At 58.7% G+C, this 20,261-nt stretch carries 17 protein-coding genes; 7 read left to right on the top strand and 10 right to left on the bottom strand.

Translation table 11 applies throughout. The annotated features are described in order from the left end of the window. The first annotated feature begins 10 nt into the window (after positions 1-10). From PSV43_RS09410 to PSV43_RS09390, 5 genes are all read left to right on the top strand, one after another. Positions 11-1,270: an outer membrane protein transport protein gene (locus tag PSV43_RS09410; protein WP_300196095.1), complete on the top strand. Its 1,260-nt coding sequence runs from the start codon at positions 11-13 to the stop codon at positions 1,268-1,270. A 141-nt stretch (positions 1,271-1,411) separates the two neighbouring features. Next, positions 1,412-2,860, top strand: a complete 1,449-nt coding sequence (locus tag PSV43_RS09405; RefSeq protein ID WP_300196093.1) for a class I SAM-dependent methyltransferase — start codon at positions 1,412-1,414, stop codon at positions 2,858-2,860. Further along, a complete protein-coding gene (locus tag PSV43_RS09400; protein WP_300196091.1) occupies positions 2,853-5,531 on the top strand; it encodes an ATP-binding protein in 2,679 nt (892 codons plus the stop codon). Before PSV43_RS09405 ends, PSV43_RS09400 begins: the two co-directional genes overlap by 8 nt. 14 nt (positions 5,532-5,545) lie before the next feature. Continuing rightward, complete coding sequence (locus PSV43_RS09395; RefSeq protein ID WP_300196089.1) at positions 5,546-6,796, top strand: response regulator; 1,251 nt, start codon at positions 5,546-5,548, stop codon at positions 6,794-6,796. A gap of 149 nt (positions 6,797-6,945) precedes the next feature. Beyond that, positions 6,946-8,124, top strand: a complete 1,179-nt coding sequence (locus tag PSV43_RS09390; RefSeq protein ID WP_300196087.1) for a DUF1080 domain-containing protein — start codon at positions 6,946-6,948, stop codon at positions 8,122-8,124. Positions 8,125-8,174: 50 nt separating this feature from the next. Here PSV43_RS09390 and PSV43_RS09385 read toward each other — a convergent pair whose 3' ends face one another. The 8 genes from PSV43_RS09385 to PSV43_RS09350 all read right to left on the bottom strand — a co-directional run bounded on the left by PSV43_RS09385 (position 8,175) and on the right by PSV43_RS09350 (position 16,293). Next, a complete protein-coding gene (locus tag PSV43_RS09385) occupies positions 8,175-9,113 on the bottom strand; it encodes an ROK family protein (protein ID WP_300196085.1) in 939 nt (312 codons plus the stop codon). A 13-nt stretch (positions 9,114-9,126) separates the two neighbouring features. Then, positions 9,127-9,867, bottom strand: a complete 741-nt coding sequence (locus tag PSV43_RS09380) for a type III pantothenate kinase (RefSeq protein ID WP_300196083.1) — start codon at positions 9,865-9,867, stop codon at positions 9,127-9,129. Further along, a complete protein-coding gene (locus PSV43_RS09375; protein ID WP_300196081.1) occupies positions 9,864-10,583 on the bottom strand; it encodes a hypothetical protein in 720 nt (239 codons plus the stop codon). Before PSV43_RS09375 ends, PSV43_RS09380 begins: the two co-directional genes overlap by 4 nt. A 94-nt stretch (positions 10,584-10,677) precedes the next feature. Next, positions 10,678-11,466, bottom strand: a complete 789-nt coding sequence (gene pstB / locus PSV43_RS09370) for a phosphate ABC transporter ATP-binding protein PstB (protein WP_300196079.1) — start codon at positions 11,464-11,466, stop codon at positions 10,678-10,680. Between the two features lie 2 nt (positions 11,467-11,468). After that, positions 11,469-12,257: a phosphate ABC transporter ATP-binding protein PstB gene (pstB, locus tag PSV43_RS09365; RefSeq protein ID WP_300196077.1), complete on the bottom strand. Its 789-nt coding sequence runs from the start codon at positions 12,255-12,257 to the stop codon at positions 11,469-11,471. Between the two features lie 14 nt (positions 12,258-12,271). Then, positions 12,272-13,453 carry a phosphate ABC transporter permease PstA gene (gene pstA, locus PSV43_RS09360; protein ID WP_300196076.1) on the bottom strand — a complete coding sequence of 394 codons (1,182 nt, stop codon included), beginning with the start codon at positions 13,451-13,453 and terminating at the stop codon, positions 12,272-12,274. Further along, a complete protein-coding gene (gene pstC, locus PSV43_RS09355) occupies positions 13,450-15,384 on the bottom strand; it encodes a phosphate ABC transporter permease subunit PstC (RefSeq protein ID WP_300196074.1) in 1,935 nt (644 codons plus the stop codon). Before pstC ends, pstA begins: the two co-directional genes overlap by 4 nt. 93 nt (positions 15,385-15,477) lie before the next feature. Then, positions 15,478-16,293 (bottom strand): PstS family phosphate ABC transporter substrate-binding protein, encoded by an 816-nt coding sequence (locus tag PSV43_RS09350; RefSeq protein WP_300196072.1) that lies wholly within the window; start codon positions 16,291-16,293, stop codon positions 15,478-15,480. Between the two features lie 305 nt (positions 16,294-16,598). Here PSV43_RS09350 and PSV43_RS09345 point away from each other — a divergent pair, with 305 nt between their 5' ends. Beyond that, positions 16,599-18,110, top strand: a complete 1,512-nt coding sequence (locus PSV43_RS09345) for a porin (RefSeq protein ID WP_300196070.1) — start codon at positions 16,599-16,601, stop codon at positions 18,108-18,110. 153 nt (positions 18,111-18,263) lie between these two features. Continuing rightward, a complete protein-coding gene (locus PSV43_RS09340; protein ID WP_300196068.1) occupies positions 18,264-19,088 on the top strand; it encodes a hypothetical protein in 825 nt (274 codons plus the stop codon). 1 nt (position 19,089) lies between these two features. Here PSV43_RS09340 and PSV43_RS09335 read toward each other — a convergent pair whose 3' ends face one another. Continuing rightward, positions 19,090-20,001: an alpha/beta hydrolase gene (locus PSV43_RS09335; protein ID WP_300196065.1), complete on the bottom strand. Its 912-nt coding sequence runs from the start codon at positions 19,999-20,001 to the stop codon at positions 19,090-19,092. 75 nt (positions 20,002-20,076) lie between these two features. Continuing rightward, on the bottom strand, positions 20,077-20,261 hold a 185-nt coding region (locus PSV43_RS09330; RefSeq protein ID WP_300196062.1), incomplete at its 5' end, for a hypothetical protein.

Here is a 20,261-nt window from a genome sequence, read left to right as displayed (position 1 = left end):
CACCCCAACCATGAAAGCACAGGTATCTTATTTCATTTTTGCCCTAGGACTGGTCTCAGCAGCGGTGCAGGCATCTGAAACCTTCTCCGTGGTGCCTGATTCCGCCCAAGGGCTGGGCATCGTAGGCGGCAGGTATGCCAATCTGAGCGACGCCTCCGCCGTGCGGGTCGCACCAGCCAACATCTTAAAGATCGAAAAAAGCGAGCTGCTGATCAACACAGCGCTTTGGCATGGTGACATTTACTTCACGCAAAATGGCGGCCAAGGGGTGCCGATGAACCGGCCGTGGGTGTTTCCCGCAAGCATGTACTTTGTGCAGCCCGTCATTCCAGGCAGGTTGGCATTCGGCCTCGGAGTCAGCACCCCTTATGGCATGGCAGCCTCCTATCCCAAAGGCATGGGCGGTGCCCTGCGCTATGCGCTGCCCTATGAGGCGACTTTGATGACGGTGGACATCACCCCGGCGGTGGCGGTGAAGATCACCGATGATCTCAGCTTTGCCGTCGGACTCGACATCTTGTACGCAGACCTGTCGCTGAAGCAGTTCTACTCTTGGAACAATATCATTCCCGGTTCGCCAGAAGGAGACATCAAGATAAACGGCCAAGGCTGGGGCATGGGCGCTTATGCCGGCATCAACTGGACCTTTGCCAAAAGACATCGTTTCGCAGTAATCGGGCGGCTGCCAGTGAAGGTCAATCTCAACGGTGATTTCAAAGCCTCCAACATTCCCCCAGCACTGGCGGGCACCTTCAGCCAGTCCAGCAGCTTTCAGTCCGACATAACCTTTCCGGGCTCCATCTCCGTCGGCTATGGGTTTGACGTCACCGACCGCTTCACTGTGGGTTTTGACTTCAAGTGGGCCCAGAACTCATCCCATGATGATCTTCCCATCCTGATCGGCAACAATCAGCCTCTGCTGGGGGGCTCTACCGGCACCGTCTTTGGCTGGAGAAACTCCATCGATCTCGGGACCGGGATGTCGTATCAACTGAATGAAAACTGGGCGCTACGCGCTGGCTATCTCTTTTCAGAAAACTCCCAGCCGCAGAACAGCTACACCCCACTGGTCCCTGGCAATGACAGGCACGTCTTCAGCCTGGGTGTGGGCTGGCGGGGTAAAACAAGAGGAGTAGATCTCACCTATGCCTACGTTTACTACCCCACGCGCGTGATCAGCGGTGCCGCATCCACTCCTGCCAACCAGTACGACGGGAACTACAACCATCAATGGCACGTGCTGTCTCTGAGTGTCACGCAGCGGTTTTAATTCAAAAAAATGACAGTATGCATATTTACCTCGCATGTCTCCACCACCATCGTGGTGCCATGCCAGAACGCGCGGCGAACTTTTTCAACAAGGCTTGTGTTGTCATCAAGGCGCAAACCGCTTTAGCAGAGGATTCGTAACATGGAGAACAACGACAACGCACCGCCCAATCTCGCTTCCACTGGAGAGCGTCTCAGTTTCATCATCTGCCGCAACAGCCAGGGCGCTGAAGTGCGCGGCACGTTGCACCGGCTCACGCGCTATCTCGGCGTGTTCGAAGTCTACAATCCCTACAGCATTGTCCAGTTATCTGAAGTTCTGAACGACTTCAGAATCATGATGAACGACCGCGTGGTTTACACCGGCCGGGCCACGATCGCCAATTTGGTGAATACCGGCATCATGCTCATCTGCGAGGCCTCGCTCTCAGACGAAGGCTGGATCGACATCGACATCCTCTCCCCCTCGCAGAACAAAGGCCGCCTGCTGACCGAGTTCGCCGAGTTCCTGCGTGAGACGGAAAAGAGCTATCGCGTCGTGCCCGAGTTTAAAATCGTGGTGGCAGACATGCACACCATGCTTTCCGATCTGCGCCGCTGGATGGAGCAGGTGGAACTGGGTGTCCGCTCGCTGCCAACGGGAGACCGCATTCAGGCGGAGCGTGAAGTCCTTCTGCAAATGGAGGAGCCCATCGTCCCCACGGTGTATCCTTTGATGAAACGCTTTGAGGAATCAGCCGCCATCATTCCCCTGGAGCAGCAGCCGGTGCACCGCAGCTACATCAAGCGCCAGCTGCACCCCCTCGTACTCTGCGCGCCGTTTGTTTACCGTACCTATCACAAGCCGCTCGGCTATGCCGGTGACTATGAAATGGTCAGCATGATGCTGCGTGATCCCTACGAAGGCAGCTCCATCTTCGCGAAGCTGCTCAACAAGCTCTATCTGGACATCCCGCCGGTCATCGCACACCGCAACCGCATCGTTTACCTGGTCGAGCAGCTCAAGGCCGAGACAACGCGTGCGGCTGGCCAGAACCGTGTCGCCCGCATCTACAACCTGGGTTGCGGCCCGGCTCAGGAGATTCAAAACTTCCTCACCCATGAGCCCATCTCCGACTCCGCAGACTTGCTGCTGCTGGACTTCAATGATGAGACCATCATGCACACGACGCGGTCGCTGGAAGATCTGCGCAACCGCCATCGCCGCCGCACGGGCCTGCGTTTTGAGAAAAAATCCGTGCATCAAGTTTTGAAAGAGTCCGGACGTGCGGCGGCCCAGGCAGGCACCTACGACATGGTCTATTGCGCAGGCTTGTTCGATTACCTCTCCGACCGCATCTGCCGCCGCCTCCTGGAGATCTTCTATGATCTGCTCGCTCCCGGCGGATTGTTGATCGCGACGAACGTACACCCCAGCAATCCATGGCGGAACTGGATGGAGTACCTCGCAGAATGGCATCTCGTGTACCGTGACGAAGAACAGTTTCTCAAACTCGCGCCTGATCGCGCGCCCCCCGGCTCCATTTTGGTGAAACCAGACGCCACGGGTGTGAACATCTTCCTCGAAGTACGCAAACCTCTCGATGCCTGATGCTTCTCCAGTTTTAGCTGGTGGCCTGGATGGAAACTTCCAAGCCTACGAGCAGGACATCCGAGTCCGCAACTACCAGCTCTGCGGCATCCTCGCCGTGGTGTTTATGCTTGCGGGCAGTTCCTTGGACTGGGTGGTTTTTCAGGAGGAGGGAGTCAAACGCTTCTTCCCCGCACGTGTTCTTTCCGCCGTCGTCAGCGCCCTTGTCTGGCTGGCTTTGACCACCGCCTGGGGCAAGCACATGCACCGCCTGCTCGGCCTGCTCATGGCCATGCCTCTCATTGTCGGGATTGCATGGATGATTTACGCCAAGGGCGGTGCCGACTCCCCCTATTATGCCGGGTTGAACCTGGTGATGCTGGGAGCTGCAATCCTCATGCGCTGGACTTTGCAGGACAGCATTATCGTCGTGGTCCTGACCGTGATATCCTATCTTCTGGCCTGTTTCTTCCATGGCCCGATCGCCAACCGCAGCATCTTTTTCAACAACCTGTACTTCCTGTTTGTCACCGGGGTCTTCACCACCGCCGGCACGTGGTTTTACAACAGCATCCGTTTCTCCGAGTTCAAACTGCGTCATGACCTGGACCTCAACCGCGCCGAACTTGAAGCCAGCAACCAGAAGCTGCGTGAGCTCGATGAGGCCAAAAGCCGCTTCTTCGCCAACATCAGCCATGAACTTCGCACACCGCTGACCCTGCTCATCGCACCCTTGGAAAGCCTGATCCAGCGCGCTGAATCCACCCGTCCTCCCGAAGAACGTGATCTGATGAACACGATGCATGGCAACTCCATGCGCCTCTTGAAACTCATCAATGATCTCTTGGATCTGGTACGTCTGGAATCGGGCCGCGCGCAGGTTTCCACCAAGCGCGTGAATTTGAATAGTTTCGTCAATGGCCTCGCCAATGCCGTCGGCAGCGTCGCGAAGGACAAGCGCCTCAATCTCCATGCTCACGTGGATGACGACCTCAGCAACGTGATTGCCGATCCTGACAAGCTTGAACGTATCTGCCTCAACCTTCTCTTCAACGCCCTCAAATTCACTGCGGCCAATGGTCACGTCCACTTCAGCGCCCTCAAGACAGACGGCTGGCTGGCCATCGAAGTTCGTGACACCGGCATGGGCATTCCGGCGGATCAACTGCCGCACATCTTCAATCGCTTCTGGCAGGCAGACACCTCTTCCCAGCGCAAGTTTCAGGGTATGGGCATCGGCCTCGCCCTCGTTAAAGAGCTCGCGGAAGCCCAGGGCGGCAATGTCGTGGCCATGAGTGAGGTCGGCAAAGGCACGACCATGACGGTGAACCTGCCTCTTCTCCAAGGCGAGCCCACCGCCGCTGAGGATGAGCCCAGTGACACGAGCGAGGACGCAGACGCCGAGCATCCCCAGAATAAAGACTGGATCGCCGAACTCTACCGCCGCGCCGAACTCTTCCCTGCCATGACCTCGCTGCAAGCCACCCTGCGTCCGGTGGAAACAGGCGTGGGCCGCAGCCGCAAGCCCAAGCTGCTCATCGCTGATGACGAACCGGACATGCTCCGCTTCCTCAAGAGCCAGCTCAGCGACACCTTTGAAATCTTGGAGGCTGTTGACGGACAGCAAGCCGTGGAAAAGGCCGCGCAATTCCTTCCAGACATCATTCTCTCCGACATGATGATGCCGGAAAAAGACGGTCTCCAGGTCTGCCGCGAACTGCGCGAACGCTCCATCACACGCTCCATCCCCATTGTACTGCTCACCGCACGCGCAGATGAAAGAACCAAGATCGAATGCCTCGCCGCCGGGGCCAACGACTTTCTGTCCAAGCCGTTCTCACTCACGGAGATCATGGTGCGCTTGAAAAATCTCGTCGACTCCCGCTTGTTTCAGAAGGAGCTCGTGGTGCAAAAGCAGCAGCTCGAAAATGCCCTGGAGCAGATCAAGGAAACGGAATCCATGCTCGTGCAGAACGAGAAGCTCGCCTCTCTCGGCCGCCTCAGCGCCGGCTTGATCCACGAAATCAACAATCCGCTCAACTACGCACGTCAGGGACTTGGCATCATCAGTCGCTCCACCAAATCCTTGCCGGAAGACGAGCGCGCCGACTTTGCCGACACCGTCAAAGATGTGGAGGAAGGGGTGAACCGCGTCATCCAGATCATCTCCGACCTGCGTGGCTTCACCCGCACCACCAACCAGCTCAATCACGCCTTTGACTTGAAAAACGTGGTAAACACCTGCCTGCGCTTCTTTTCCCACGTCTGGAAAGACGGCATCCAGCGTGAGGTGGACATTCCCGACGAGCTTGAAATCCGCGGCGACAGCAACCAGTTCGTACAGGTGCTCATCAATTTCATCCAGAACGCCTTGGATGCCATGGCCACCAAGGAATACCCGGAGGGAGAGTCGGCCTGCATCAAGCTGTCCGCATCCACCCGTAGAGACAGGATCCTTTTCTCCATCAAGGACAACGGGCCCGGCATCCCGCAGGAGATCCGGGACAAGATCTTCGATCCCTTCTTCACCACCAAGGATGTGGGGGAGGGCATGGGGCTCGGACTCTCCATCTGCAATCGCATCATTGCCGATCATGGCGGCCGCATCGAAGTCCGCAGCCAGCCCGGCCAGTTTACCGAGTTCATTCTTGAACTACCCTCTACCGACAGCACCAACAACACCGACACCTAGAAGGCCTCTTCCCTATGCAAAACCAATACGACCTCAAACGCTATGCCGTTCTCTATGTTGATGATGAAGAGAAGGCGTTGAAGTACTTCGAAAAAACTTTCGGGGACGAATTCCGCATCTTCACCGCCATCAGCGCCGCTGAGGGGCTCAAGCTCATCGAACAGCATGGTGAAGACATCGGCGTGCTGCTCTCTGACCAGCGCATGCCTGGAGAAAAGGGGGTGCAGTTGCTTGAGCGCGCCCGCCAGCTCCGTCCACGCCTTGTGCGCATGATGATCACCGCCTATGCCGACTACGATGTCACGGTCGAAGCGGTCAATCTCGGCAGCATCTTCCGCTACATCTCCAAACCCATTCAGATGGACGATGTTCGCAACACCCTCCACCGCGCGATGGAGTTCTACATCCTCCAGCAGGAGCGCGATGGCCTGCTGCAGGAAAAACTCTCCGTGCTGCAAAACCTCCTCATCACTGACCGCGTCATGAGTCTCGGTGTCGTCGCCGCCGGGCTGAACAAGCATCTGAATCAGCCTCTGCGCGCCGTGCATGCCTTCCTGGACATCACCCCTGGCAGACTCAGTCCCCAGAACTTTGATCTCGACCGCTTGCGCCAGGCCACCTTCTGGCGCGACTTCCACGCGCATGTGGTACGTCAGGCCTCCCGCATCGCCGATCTCCTCGGTGAGCTGCAGTCCGCCTCAGGCGCAGAGCACAAGATGGATTCTGCAAATGTTCTTACTGCTTTGATCGATCAGCAGCGTTCCGCCTTCACCGCTAAAGGCATTGAACTGAAATTCGAATCTGAAGGTGCTCTCCCTTCCCTCCAGGCCAGCCGCCCTGCGTTTGAAAAAATGCTGCATCTGCTGCTCCAGACGGAACTGGCGGTGCTCTCCTCCGGCACGAACGTCACCCTCTCTGCCAAAACAGCGACCGCGGCTGCCGACGCTGGAGCACTGCATCTCACGCTAACCGATACCGGTCCGGGACTTGCAGGCGAAGTGCTGCGCTCCGTGTTTGATCCCTTCTTCACTCACGATGATGCCAACAAAGATGGCCCGGGACTCACCCTCATGGGGGCTTTCTTCCTCGCATACCATCTCGGCGGCAGCATCACCTCCCAGCGGAGCGCCAAGGGCCTCGTCCTCGACATCGTCGTTCCTGCCGTGGCTCCAGCCCCCATCGCTCCAGTTGACGGCAGTCGTGAATTCATCACGAACGTCCTCATGAATGATGTTCTCTGGGAGCGTCTGCTGCCCAACGGCTGATCCTCTTGAAAATACGATAGGCCATTCTACCGCATCGGTGGAATGGCCTATTTTTTTCATGGCGACCAAAAAACCTCGAACGCTAACACCAACCAGCGTGCGAATCCTCATTGCTCCCCACGCCTTCCCATCTACCTCTCTCCACCACCATGAACCGACCCACGCTTCACACTCTCGCCCTGTCCCTGCTCACAACCGCTGCGCTCGCTGATGGCGCGTTCTACGGCGATCCGCCAGACGCGACGCATCCATGGGCCATCCATGACATGAACCGTCCGCAGCCCGTGCGCGTGGAGCCTGGCACCTTCGGCACTCAGGAAAAGCCGGGCACCCCGCCTTCGGATGCGGTCATCCTCTTCGGCGGCAAGCCCGAGGAGATTGAAAAATGGCAGGCCGACAAAAACCCCGCCGAGCCGACCAAGTGGGAAGTCAAAGACAGCGTGCTGCAATGCGTGCCGGGCAGCGGCTACGTCCGCACCAAGGAAGAATTCTCCGACTGCCAGCTCCACATTGAATGGAGCGCACCCGTCAAGGTCGAAGGCAACAGCCAGGGCCGCGGCAACAGCGGCATCTTCCTCATGGGTCAGGTCGAAGTCCAGGTGCTGGATAATTACAACAACCCCAGCTACCCGGACGGCATGGCTTCCTCCATCTACGGCATCAATCCGCCCATGGCCAATCCCCTGCGCGCGCCCGGTGAATGGCAGACCTATGACATCGTCTTCCGCCGCCCCATCTTCAAAGACGGCAAGGAGCTCGATCCCGGCTACATCACCGTCTTCGTAAACGGCGTCCTCACCCAGGACCACACCCCGCTCGAAGGCGGTGGCGGTCACATGCGCCGCTCTTCCCCCAAAGCCTTCCCAGACCAAGGCCCGCTCAAGTTGCAGGACCATGGCAATCCAGTGCGCTATCGCAACATCTGGTACCGCCCGCTGCCCAAGCGCGCCATCGACGGTGGCGAAACCAGCCACATGACCGAAGCCGCCACCACCGCCAAGCGTGCGGAGATCGCCAAAAACATCCGCGCTTCTGCTGCCAAGCTCGAAGGCACTGAAAAGATGCTGCATTTCTTCGAGTCTCTCTGCTACGCGGAGGATGCCGAGGCCCGTGAATTTGCGCTCGCGGCTCTCAGCGATTTCACTGGCGTGATTAAAGAGGTGCCCCCCGGCAAGATTGAGTCGAAGAAAGGCGAGATTCTGCAAGTGGCCAAGGCACTGCGCTACCTGACCAAGTTCAAAATCCTGCCGGAAGACATCGCTGCCAAGAAGGATTTGGAAGCCATCATCAAGGTGGAGGACTGGGAGCCCAAGCCAAAGAAGAAGTAGCCTTGTTGCTGTGCAACAAGACAGCCCTGTTCCACGGGAACAGGGCTGCTTTACACCGCATCCGCCGCCAGTGCAGCATTGCCGATGATGCCGGCCTCATTGCTAAAGCGGGCGGGCAAAATCTGCAGACGCTCCCACACCACGGTGCTAAGCATGCTCTGCACCTTGTTCTTGAGCGGCGTGAAAATCAGATCACCCGCCTGGGCCACACCGCCGCCGATCACAAAGGCATCAGGATTGAGAAGCCAGGCGATGCTGGAAATCGCGGTGCCAAGCCAGTCGGCAATTTCACCCCAGATCTGACGCGCGATGTCATCACCCGCCTGCGCCGCATCGGCGATCTTCTTGGGCGTGCAGTCCGCAATGTCTTTTCCAATGCCTGCCTCAGCGTAGCGAAACACGGCGTGTTCGGCGATCTGCTGGTTGCCGGTGTATTTCTCCAGAGCACCCAGATTGCCGTAGTGGCCGGGTTTGCCGTCATAGTGAATGCTCATCTGGCCGATCTCTCCCGCGACGAAGCCGCTGCCGCGAAACATCTTGCCATCCAGCACCAGACCACCGCCGATGCCGGTGCCCATGGTGAGGCCGATGACGTTTTTCAGACCTCGCGCTGCCCCATGCCGAAACTCCGCATAGGTCATCGCATTCGCATCATTTTCGACGAGCACGGGAAGCCCGGTCTTCTCGCCAAGAATGGCTTTAAGAGGCACATGCTTCCAGCCGGGGACGTTCGTCAGCTCATGCACGAAGCCATGATCAAAATCGACGAGGCCGGGAACTCCCACGCCGATGGAACAGATGTCAGGATAGGTCTGCCGCAGCTTCGCCACGCGGGCAGCCATCTCGCCAATGAGCGCGGCAGGGCCGTGGAACTGGCCTGTGGGGATGGGTTCGTCGGTGACGAGCAGTTCATCGCCACGGCACACACCGAGTTTCACGGAGGTGCCGCCAAAGTCGATGCCAATGGAGGTTTTATCAGTTTCAGCCATAACGCGGTCCGCCTCAAAGCGGGGCGCGGAGATTGCCCACCAAACGCAGACCATGCAAGGTCAAATCCGGGTCCGTGAGGATGTCTTCCTCCATGCCGGAGATGATCCATTCGGCATCCCCCCCCGTGGCGACGATGTGGGCATCCTGCCTGCCGAGCTCCTTTTTGAGTGCCTCAAGGATACCTTTGACCATGCCTCGATAGCCAATGGCAGCCCCGGCAAGAATGGCCCCCTCAGTTGACTGACCGATGGCTGTGCTCGGCTCGCGAAGATCCACGCTGGGCAGCAAGGCGGTGCGCTCATGGAGGTAATCCGTCATCAAGCGCAGCCCCGGGGCGATCACGCCACCGATGTAGAATTTGTCAGCCGAGAGGATGTCGAAGGTCACGGCAGTACCGAAGTCGATCACGATGCCCGGCGCACCATGCATGTGCGCCAGCGCGACAGCATTCGCCAGCCGGTCGGGGCCGATGCTCTCGGGTTTCGGATAACGAATGCCGATGCCCAGCGGTGTGTCGTGCCGCAGTTCAATGAGCTGGTCGCCAAATACCTCGCGAAACGCAGGCACCACTTTCGGCACGACGCTGCAAATCACAGCGCTTTCAAACTGCCAGCCCTGCGTGACCTCACGCACAGCATCGGGCGAAAGCTCGCGCGTGGCATGCTCGCGCCGTTCGAGAATGGTCTCGCTCGTCGCGAGGCCAAACTTGGTGCGTCCATTGCCGACGTCGATGAGCAGCTGCCTCCGGCTCATGGCTTGGCCGTGTCGTCTTCCTTTTTGTTCTCTTCCTTCTTCTCCTCCTTGGGGGCCTCACCAAACGTGTTCACGCCAAACATATTTTCAGGCGCACCTTTGACTTCTTCTTGCTTGGGTCGCAGGGGATCGCCTTCAACGACGAGGGCCTTGGGCGGGTCCTTGACGAATTTCACGCATTGATAGAGGAGATTGTAGTTATGCCGGAGGGCCGCTGGGTAGGCGATGCGACCGGGCTCGGTGACGTTTTCCCGGAGGAGCTTCCCGGCAAGGCTGGCGAAGACATTGCTGCTGAGCTTGGCGGCTTTTTCAACGGTTCCCCCGGCGAGTTCACCTGCGGCCTTGGCAGCGGAACTGCCGCCGCTGCGAAACATGTCGCTGCTAATGCGGCGCGCTTGAATGGAGATGGAGGCCTGGGAGGAAAGCAGAGTGCCATCGGGTGCAAAGCTCATCTCAAGGCTGGCGTGGTCGTCAGAGGAAAACATGCCGCGCATGTGATCCACACGGACAGAGATGAAGAGACCGCCATCGGGCGCGGATGTGACCTCGGGCTTGTAGGTGCGGAAATCGACCTCGGAGAATTTATACTCCGCAGCCTTCTTCTTTTCTTTGTTCCAACCGCCAAGGCTGCTGCCAAATTTATCGATGTCCACCTCCACACCAGCGTTGGCAACGCTGGCGATGAGAAGGAGCAGGGCGAGGGGGCGGAGGTTCATAGCGCCCCCACAGTGCGGCATAAACCGGCTTTTTCAACTCCGGGCTGGGATAGCAAGGCGGGCCGCTCTGAGTACCGGCTTTGGAGCCCCGCCCTCAAGTCAGCCGCCCAGTGATATACGCCTCGGTCTGCGGATCGCGCGGATGATTGAAGATGTTCATCGTTTCATCTTCCTCGATCAGTCGGCCCTTGTAGAAGAACGCGGTGCGGTCGGCAATGCGTTTCGCCTGCTCCATGTTGTGCGTGACGATGACAAACGTATACTGGCCGCGCAGTTGATGGATCAGCTCCTCAATGCGTGCGGTGGCGATGGGATCGAGCGCGGCGCAGGGCTCGTCCATCAGCAGAATGCGCGGCTGCAAGGCGATGGCACGGGCAATGCACAAACGCTGCTGCTGACCCCCAGAAAGCCCGGTGGCCACTTCGTGCAGCCGGTCTTTCACTTCATCCCACAAGGCGGCGGAGCGCAGGCTGCGCTCGGCGGCTTCTTCGAGATCGTGGCGGTCCTTGATCCCGGCAACGCGCAGGCCGTAAACGGCGTTTTCGAAAATGGAGCGCGGGAAGGGATTGTACTTCTGAAACACCATTCCCACGTTGCGGCGCAGGCTGATCACATCGACGTCGGGTGCATAGAGATCAACGCCATCGATCTTGATTTTGCCACTGACGACACGGGCGGAGTCCACGAGATCGTTGATGCGGTTGATGGAGCGCAGCAGGGTGCTCTTTCCACAGCCGGAGGGGCCGATGAGCGCCATCACATCCTCGCTGCGCATGTTCAGATCGACATCAAAGAGCACTTGGTTGTCACCATAGGCATAGTTGAACTTCTCCACCTGAATGAGCGGCTCTGCGACGGTAAGATCTGGAGTATCTGCGGCCATGTTTAACTGAAAGTACCGCGCAAATAGGAGTCGGTGAGCTTTTCGCGCGGATTGGTGAAGAGCTCTTCCGTGGGCGCAAATTCCACCAGCTTACCAAGGTGCAGGAAGGCGGTGTAATCCGAGACACGCACGGCCTGCTGCATGTTGTGGGTGACGATGACCACGGTGAACTCTCTCGCAAGCTGGTGCATCAGCTCTTCGATTTTGAGCGTCGAAATGGGATCAAGCGCCGAGCAAGGCTCGTCCATCAGCAGCACATCCGGCACCGTGGCAATCGCACGGGCGATGCACAGCCGCTGCTGCTGACCGCCAGAAAGAGCGAGGGCGTTTGCATGGAGGCGGTCTTTAAGCTCCTCCCACAGCGCTGCATGCGACAGTGAGCGTTCCACCGCCTCATCGAGCACACTCTTGTTTTTCTCGCCATGGATGCGCAGGCCATAGGCCACGTTTTCATAGATGCTCTTGGGAAAGGGATTCGACTTCTGGAACACCATGCCGACCTGCTTGCGCAACTGCGTGAGATCGACATCCCCATCATGGATGTTCTTGCCTTTGACCAGCACTTCCCCCTTCGTCACGCGGGCACTGGGCACGCGGTCGTTCATGCGGTTAATGCAGCGCAACAGCGTGCTCTTGCCACAGCCGGAGGGGCCGATGAGCGCGGTGACGCGGTGGTATTCAACCTTCAGATTGATGTCAAACAAGGCCTGGCTGGCACCATAGCAAAAATCCATGTCTCGCACCTGGACGACAGGCGGCGGGATGGACTGAGGAGTGGCGGCAGGGGTCATGAAGAGAGCAGCAATTACCAGCGATACTTGGCCCGCAAATGTTTGCGCAGCAGCACAGAACTGGCGGCCAGCGAAGCGACCAGAACAAGGAAAACGAACACGGACCCATACTGCGCACGCTCAGCATACTCATTCTGCGGGATCTTGGCGGCCAGCGTGTAGATGTGATACGGCAGGGCCTGCACGGACTCGGTGAAAATGCCGAGGAAGCGCGATACGCTCTGCTCCCAATGCGCAAAGATCGACGCATCCGCCGGCAGCGGTGGCAGGTCTTTCTGCCAAGGCAGCTTGTCTTTGAAGGCTAGCGCAGCGGTGAACATGATGGGGGCTGTCTCACCAGCCGCACGGGCGATGCCGAGGATGCTGGAGGTCAGAATGCCAGGTGTGGCGAAGGGCAGCACGCTGTAGCGGATCGTCTGCCAGCGCGTGGCCCCGAGCGCCATGCTCGTCTCCCGAAAGCCCTGCGGCACCGCCTGCAGGCACTGTTCGCTGGCAGTGATGATGACGGGCAGGATGACGAAGGCGAGCGTAAAACCGCCGGATAGCACGCAGGTGTCCCAGCCTTCAAAGCTGAGCGTGGTAAAGCCGAGCGGAATGGAAAACACAGAGCGGTCCGCCGGAACATCGACAAAGGTCGGCGCGGTTAAAACGAACGCTCCCAGACCAAACAAGCCGAACACGACCGAGGGCACCCCTGCGAGATTCAAGATCGCCAGCCTTACCATTTCGAGGAACTTGCCGTGCTTGGCATACTCACTGAGATAGATCGCACAGGCGACGCCGAGGAAGAGCGCAACACCCACGCTGACGATCACCAGCAAAGCTGTGCCGACGATCGGCCCCAGAATGCCGCCACCAGAGTAAGAGATGGTTTTTTCCGAACGGAAGTTGTCGCCGAGTTTCTTTTTGACCGCGTCGGCGCCGTTCACATCGGTTTCAATGCGGGTGCCCTCCTGGTCTTCAATGACGTGCAGTGTGGCGGGCAGCTCGGTGAGGAACTGCGTGTTCACAAACGGCCACTTCGACTGGAACACGACCGGCGCGCCTTTGACAAAAATGTGCAGCATGATCGCCAGCGTGATGATCACGACGATGTAGCTGCCGACCCGCAGCCCCCAGCGTGCAGCCGTCTCGCGCTGCTGAATGCCGGAGCTGTCGCCTGCGAAGGGGTTCTCGTTGGTAGGGGCGGGATTCATGCCTTGTGGGGTTCAAAGCGGCGTGCCACAGCGCGCGCGCACCAGTTGACCAGCAGTGAGATGGCAAACAGCACGATGCCGACCATGAACAACGCCTGCCAGTGCGAGCTGCCGCGCGACACTTCGCCAAGCTCCTGCGCGATGATGCCTGTCAGTGTGTGCGCCGGTTGGAAAATGACACCAGGCCCGCTGCTGAAGTCGGGAATGGCGATGCGGTTGCCCGCAACGAGCAGCACCACCATCGTCTCACCCACCACACGCCCGAGCCCGAGCAGGATGGCCGAAAGAATGCCGGAGATGCCCGCCGGAACGATGACGCGGAAGACAGTTTGCAGCTTGGTGGCTCCGAGCGCGTCGGAGGCATCAATGTAGGCGCGCGGGACGTTGTTCAGAGCGTCCTCCGAGAGACTGAACATAGTCGGCACGGCCATGAAGGCGAGCAGGCAGCCCGCATTGAACATGTTCAGCCGTTCCTGAATGGGGAAACCAGGCACCCATTGCAGCCAGCCCCATTCACTCACGTCTTTGATGAGATTACCGAGCAGCGAGATGCCGATGAAACCCAGTACGACCGATGGAATAGCCTGAATGAATTCGATCACCGGCTTGATCAGTTCCTTCTCCCGCTCACTGGCGAACTGGTTCGTGTAAATGGCGGCCACGACACTGACCGGCGTGGCGATCAAAATGGCAATGGCGGCAATGACAAGCGAACCGGTCAGCAACGGGACAAAACCATAGAAGTCCTGCCACGAACTGTTCGTAATCCATTGGGTGCCGAAGAAGAAAGCTCCAATGACGCGGAAAATGGAAACCGGCTTGTCCCAGCGCCAGCCTTCGAGCGTGGCAGCAGCGGCGCGCATTTCACGAGCGTGAGCCGGAATGTCTTCCCGCACTTTGTTGACCATCGCTCGGGCGGCACCCGTGCCCGCGTCTTTGGGCAGCACGGCGGCTGCCTTTTCAATGACCACGGCATATTTTTCAACCTGTTCGCGCAGTTCGGCGGTGCGACCGGTGATTTCCTTGATGCTCTCCTCCAGATTGACGGCTTCAGAGACGGATTCCTCCGCCTCTTGGGTCAGACTGGCCTTTTCCTCCGGGTCGGTTTCTGTGGCGGCAGCTTCGAGAAGTCTCTGACGGTTGATTTCGAGCACGTCGAACTCAACCGCTTTCTCCTTGGTCTCCAGCGCTTTTGCCTTGAGGTCGTCCAGCACTTCCTGGAGAGGCTCCGCAGCTTCTTCAAATTCTTCCTGCGCCGTCACGAGCTCGGCAAACTGGGTTCGTGCTTCGCCGTCTTTGACATCGAATTCCGCCACGAGCGTCTGCAGCAACGGTGGCAGGTCAGTGACCTCCGGGGTGAGCGCGGCAAATTCACGCTGCAACTGTTCGCGTTCTGCTGTACTGAAGAAATCGGGATAGCTTAGTGCGGCGGCGGCACTGGCAGACGCCGCCACCAGTTCACCGCGCAAAACCTTGATTTGCTCCGGTTCAGGCGGTGTCTTTTCGAGCACCTGCCTGAGCGATTCGCGGGGCCGCGCGGTTTTGTCCTCTACCTGCCGCTTGAGCAGGAAGGCCGCGTCACGCCGGTCACGCGCCGGTTTGCTCAGCGTTTCCAACGAAGCACTGACCGCCTGGCGCAGACTGCTTGAAAGCGCCTGATTACGTTGCAGAGGCTGGTCGATGATGTCACAAAATTCCAGTCCCGCACGGCGATAGGTTTGCAGCTCGCGCTGGTAGGTGGGTAGGAAGTCGATGCCCTCACGCAGCAGGAACACCATGATCAGCACCAGCACGATGATGGCGACGCTGGCATTGCTCCCGAAGAAGTACTTGATCAGCTTCTGGGGATCGACCCCGAGAATCGTGTGCTTGCGACTCCTGAGCAGCACGCTGCGCAGCGGCGGTCTGCTGGGCGTCGGGAGGCTGTTCATGCGGCAAGGGGAAGGATTACACCGGAGTTGAAACCAAATCCGGCGGTCGAGACAAGTCTCTTCCGCCGGACTGGTGGATCGGTCAATCAACAGTTATTTTGCAATGCTAAGAGGAACGAAGCCCGCCTTGTTGACGATGGCGTCTCCCGCAGGGCTGAGGCAGAAGTCAATGAACTCCTTGGTGGTGCCGGTGGGCTCGCCGCTGGTGTAGAGGAAAGTCGGGCGGGACAGGGGGTAGGACTTCACCGACGCAGGGTTGGGTGCAGAGCCTGCAATGGTGACAACCTTGATCCCTTTGGCTCCTGAATAGGCGTAGCCGACATAACCAATGCCGTTGGAATTGGAGCCGACTTCGGCGGCGATCTGCTCATTGCCAGCCATTTTCTGGCTGTTTTTGCCATACTCGCGGCCTTTCATGGCCAGACCGATGAAGTCTTTGTACGTGCCAGAAGACGTATTGCGGGTGTAAACCGAGATGGGGCCGGGGGTGCCCCCGACTTCGCTCCAGTCCTTGATGTCACCGGCAAAAATCTGCAGAAGCTGCTTCTTGGAGAGATCCGCGATGGGATTGTTCTTGTTCACAACCACGGAGATCATGTCCCACGCGACTTCGAATTCCTTGAGTGAGACGCCCTTGCTGCGGCAAAGAGTGCGCTCGTCCGCCTTTACCTTGCGGCTGGACATGCCCACTTCCGCAGTGCCGGAGGCCAAATTCGTGAAAGCGGTGGAGGAGCCTTCCGCTGCGATGTCAAAGCTCACTTTGCCACCTTGCTTCTTGAAGGATTCAGCCAGCTGCGGGACGAGCTTCGCGCCGAGAGTGTCGGAACCACGAATGCGCAGGGTGGTCTGAGCCTGAAGCGACAGCGCAGCAGCAAAGGTGGTGCAGAGAGAGAGGAAGGCGATCTTCATGAGTTGTTTGGGATAGGATGGGGCGATTGACTTGTCCGCCGCCAGCTTGCGGCGACGAGCCGGATATTGGCGGAAGGCGGCAGGTGGTCAAAATGCTCACTGTGACGAAAGCGTCACAAACACCACACTGAATCTCCCGAAACGCTCCGCGCCATCTGTTATATGTGAATAACTCCAAAGGTGACGAAAGCGTCACAGTAAGCATCTGGCGTTAATTTAATGTTACGGGCATGTGACATTCGTTTCCTGGGCGATACCAAAAAATCAGCCGGGGAGCTCCTAAACTCACCTGACATACCTCACACATGCGCATTCAACATTCCCGCATTTCACGCGTACTGGCGGCCCTAGCTTCCGTCGCCATCGCGTTGCCGCCATCCTTGCCCGTTGCCGCCAGTCCGGCCATGGAAAAGCTGTTTTTCATCCTCAAATCCAAGGGCTCCCTGACTCAGGATGAGTATGATATGCTCATCGCCGCCGCACGTGCGGATGACAAGGACAAGGAAAGACCAGCTTCCGCACCAGCCCCCAACACATCCGCCTTGGAGCAGCGCCTGTCTCAGACCGAAAGCAAGGTGGGCAGTCTCGAAAACGTCCTTACCAACACCCGTGGGCAGATTGAGGACATCTCCAGGATCACTGACAACACCTCCCCCTCCACGATGTCTGCTGCCGAGCTTGATGTGCTGCTGGCAGACAAATGGTATGAGCGCCTGAAAATGAAAGGCTACCTGCAGGTGCGTACGGATTCCGTCATGCACGAGGATGGTGGTCAGTTGCATGTTCAGAATGACTCCTTGGCCAATGGCCAGTCGAGCATCGGCATCCGCCGCGGTCGTATGGCCTTCAGCGGTGACTTGACCAACCACGTCTATCTCTATTTCCAAGCAGACCTTTTCGGCGGAGTCAATGGCAACGGCGGAGTCCAGGCGCGCGACTATTACGCCGATGTCTCGCTGGATCCCGCCCGTGAACATCGCGTCCGCATGGGTCTGTCCAAAGTCCCTTATGGCCATGCCATCTTGCAGTCCTCCCAGAATCGCCTTGCCTTGGAGCGCCCTGAAGCCATCAGCACTGCTATCGAAGGCGAGCGTGACTTTGGCGTCTACTACATGTATGCCCCTTATGAAATCCGCGAACGTTTCAAAAACCTAGTCAAGATGGGCCTGCGCGGTTCGGGTGACTATGGCATGATCGCCTTTGGTGCTTTTTCCGGCCAGGGCATCAACAAGCCGGACACGAATGGACAGCCGCATTGGGTGGCCCGTGCCACCTATCCCTTCGAGTTCGAAAACGGCCAGTTCCTCGAATTGGGCATCGCAGGCTATGCCGGGAGATTCAACACCACCACGGCGGCGATCCCAGGCGTTGGCACACCTAATAACGGCAACGGGGCCAACCGTGGCATCACCGATGCACGCGTCGGCATTTCCGCCATTCTGTATCCGCAGCCCTTCGGCATCGAAACCGAATGGAACTGGGGTAAAGGCCCGCAGCTTTCCAATGACATGCGCACCATCACCTCCGCCAGTCTGAGCGGCGGCTATGTACAGGCAAGCTATCGCCATGTATTTGCCAACCAGAAGGAGTTCATCCCCTTCGTCCGCTGGCAGAGCTACGACGGCGCCCGCAAATTCGCCGCCAACGCTCCCAAGGACAAGGTCAACGAAGTGGGCGTCGGCTTCCGCTACGTCCCTTATCCGGAACTGGAATTCACGGCCATGTTCATGCACGGCATGCGCACCAACACGGCGGTGGCACCCTACAACAATGTGAATTATGATTATCTGGGCCTGCAGGCTCAGGTCAATTTCTAACAGTCATTTTTGGTTCATCGGTTGAGTTGGAGGCCGGGCGCATCGGGAGATGTGTCCGGCCTCCTCGTTTCCACGGTTCGGACGAATGGATGCAGGGTTGCTTTGTCTCATCTCATCCCTTAGCTTCGCCTTCGCTCCAAACCCTGCCGCCTTATGGAAACCACAATCCAGCAGATTCTCTATGTTGCGGCGGCCCTCGTTTTTGCCATCGCCTGCCGCTCCTTCAACAACCGCTTCATTCAGAAGCTGGGCTGGCTGGCGTTGCTAGGTGCTTCCTATCTCAGCGGCTACTACCTGACCTACACCCACGTCGGCGGTGCCATCTTTGTCGGTGCCTGGTTCATGCTGCCATGGATGGAGATCGTTTTCCGCGTGCGCCGCCTGCGCTTCCCGATCAAAAGTGAGGTCAAACACCGCTTCCCACCCTCCCGCGAGGTGTTCCCGGAACTCTCCGAGCTCAGCAGCGAAGCGGATGATGACGGCTTCTCCGAGATCGGTGACACCGGCTGGAAGTTCAGCCAGACGGACTACTTCATGCGGCTGTTCTACCACGAGGAAAAACGCATGCAGGCCGCCATCGCACTCGCACAGCAGGGCGACTTTGGCTTCTCATACGTCAGCCTCACTTCACGTGCCGCCAGCGGGGTCACCTTCACCACAACGAACTACCCCTTCGCCGCCACCATGAAGCACTCGCCCCGGCAGCGCCTGAACCGCTTCACGCATGCCGGATCCTTCTCAGACCTGCTGGAGCGCCATGAACTCTTCCTCCACAACGAAGGCATTCGTCTCGAAGATCTCGCCCTGCAGGACACCGAGTACCTCCACGCCTACATCGAGCGCGACATGAGCGTGCTCATTGATCACAACATCACCAGCGGCGTCATCGAGCCCACCGGCAACGGCGAATTCCGCTACTCTTGGCGCGGCTGCATCTTCCTCTACTGGCAGGTCGTAAAGGACATGCTGCGGGTGTGAATCACAGACGCGGCAGCCATTCGCGCAGCTTCGTCATCGTCAGCACCGTGTGGCTGAGCAGAAAAAAATGATCCGCCTGCGTCACGGTGAATTCCTGCGTGGCAGGTGCAAACTGCCGCACCTTCGCAATGCGCCGGGCGAAATCGCCCGACTTCACGAAGTATTCGCGGCCGCCTGCGATGAATGCAGCCTTCGCATCACGCGGAAATTTCAGCAGCAGATCTTCCGGCGGATACGCAGCCATGCAGATCAGGCGGTCAAAACGTTCCGGGTGCTTCGTGAAGACATTGCAGGCACCCGTGCCACCTGCTGACAGCCCCAGCAAAACCGGCCTCATCACCGCTCGCCCCAGCCGTACGCTCACCGCCTTCACACACTCCTGCACATACTCACTGGGAACGGTGGCCGTGTTGATGCCGTACGCTGGGCAGATGATGATGTGATTGCCGAAATGCTCGGCCAGCAAATGCTGATACCAGAGGAAGCTGCCGCCGTAGCCGTGCAGAAACACCAGCACGGGCGTTCGCGCATCCGCACCCGCCGGCAGATGCACCAGTGCCAGTCCTTCCTGCGGCCGTTTTTCCGCAAAGCAATACGGCAGTGCCGACCCCACGCTGGAATACACCGGCGACTTCGCGATCAATGCATACCGCTCCGCCACCAAGGGTCTCATCATGCCTGCCTGCGCAGGTGTCAGGCCGAGCAGCACGGGTTGTGACAAGGCAAGCGCGACGATCGCAGCCTCTGGCAGCGTGTTCAGTGCCAGCCGAAACATCGGCAGAAAATCAGCCGCTGGGCGGTTGAACTGCGGCGGTGCTGCCGCATGCGCCGTCTTCCAAGTAACCCGGATGACTTCATCCGCACGCACCGCCAGCCCACCGCAGAACAGGAATATCGGGAGCAGCCAGCGCATGCTCAATTCTATCCCGCCCATCTGCAGCATGACAATCAGGAACTACAATCAAAACGGTCAAATAGCCCCGCCCACTCACGATCCAGGCGCGGGTTGCGGCTGATTGCGGGCGGCTTCGGCGGCAGCGCGTTGCGCAGCTTCAGCAGCGGCACGCTGGGCTTCCTCCTGGGCACGGCGGACCTGCTCTTCCGCCTGACGCTGCGCCATCTCTTGCGCCCGTTGTGCGGCCTCCTGCTGGGCACGCATCTGCTGCTCTTCAG

Source organism: Prosthecobacter sp. (assembly GCF_029946185.1).
In the GTDB taxonomy this organism is placed as follows: Bacteria; Verrucomicrobiota; Verrucomicrobiia; order Verrucomicrobiales; family Verrucomicrobiaceae; genus Prosthecobacter.
This window is presented reverse-complemented; position numbering and strand designations above follow the sequence as displayed.

Excerpts from the sequence above, each read along its gene's own strand:
- pstB (WP_300196077.1), bottom strand. The coding sequence starts at position 12,257 with ATGACCCCTGCCGCCACTCCTCAGTCCATCCCGCCGCCTGTCGTCCAG.
- PSV43_RS09410 (WP_300196095.1), top strand. The coding sequence starts at position 11 with ATGAAAGCACAGGTATCTTATTTCATTTTTGCCCTAGGACTGGTCTCA.
- PSV43_RS09350 (WP_300196072.1), bottom strand. The coding sequence starts at position 16,293 with ATGAAGATCGCCTTCCTCTCTCTCTGCACCACCTTTGCTGCTGCGCTG.
- PSV43_RS09390 (WP_300196087.1), top strand. The coding sequence starts at position 6,946 with ATGAACCGACCCACGCTTCACACTCTCGCCCTGTCCCTGCTCACAACC.
- pstC (WP_300196074.1), bottom strand. The coding sequence starts at position 15,384 with ATGAACAGCCTCCCGACGCCCAGCAGACCGCCGCTGCGCAGCGTGCTG.
- pstB (WP_300196079.1), bottom strand. The coding sequence starts at position 11,466 with ATGGCCGCAGATACTCCAGATCTTACCGTCGCAGAGCCGCTCATTCAG.
- PSV43_RS09340 (WP_300196068.1), top strand. The coding sequence starts at position 18,264 with ATGGAAACCACAATCCAGCAGATTCTCTATGTTGCGGCGGCCCTCGTT.
- PSV43_RS09335 (WP_300196065.1), bottom strand. The coding sequence starts at position 20,001 with ATGCGCTGGCTGCTCCCGATATTCCTGTTCTGCGGTGGGCTGGCGGTG.
- PSV43_RS09395 (WP_300196089.1), top strand. The coding sequence starts at position 5,546 with ATGCAAAACCAATACGACCTCAAACGCTATGCCGTTCTCTATGTTGAT.
- PSV43_RS09345 (WP_300196070.1), top strand. The coding sequence starts at position 16,599 with ATGCGCATTCAACATTCCCGCATTTCACGCGTACTGGCGGCCCTAGCT.
- PSV43_RS09380 (WP_300196083.1), bottom strand. The coding sequence starts at position 9,867 with ATGAGCCGGAGGCAGCTGCTCATCGACGTCGGCAATGGACGCACCAAG.
- PSV43_RS09400 (WP_300196091.1), top strand. The coding sequence starts at position 2,853 with ATGCCTGATGCTTCTCCAGTTTTAGCTGGTGGCCTGGATGGAAACTTC.
- PSV43_RS09385 (WP_300196085.1), bottom strand. The coding sequence starts at position 9,113 with ATGGCTGAAACTGATAAAACCTCCATTGGCATCGACTTTGGCGGCACC.
- PSV43_RS09375 (WP_300196081.1), bottom strand. The coding sequence starts at position 10,583 with ATGAACCTCCGCCCCCTCGCCCTGCTCCTTCTCATCGCCAGCGTTGCC.
- PSV43_RS09405 (WP_300196093.1), top strand. The coding sequence starts at position 1,412 with ATGGAGAACAACGACAACGCACCGCCCAATCTCGCTTCCACTGGAGAG.
- pstA (WP_300196076.1), bottom strand. The coding sequence starts at position 13,453 with ATGAATCCCGCCCCTACCAACGAGAACCCCTTCGCAGGCGACAGCTCC.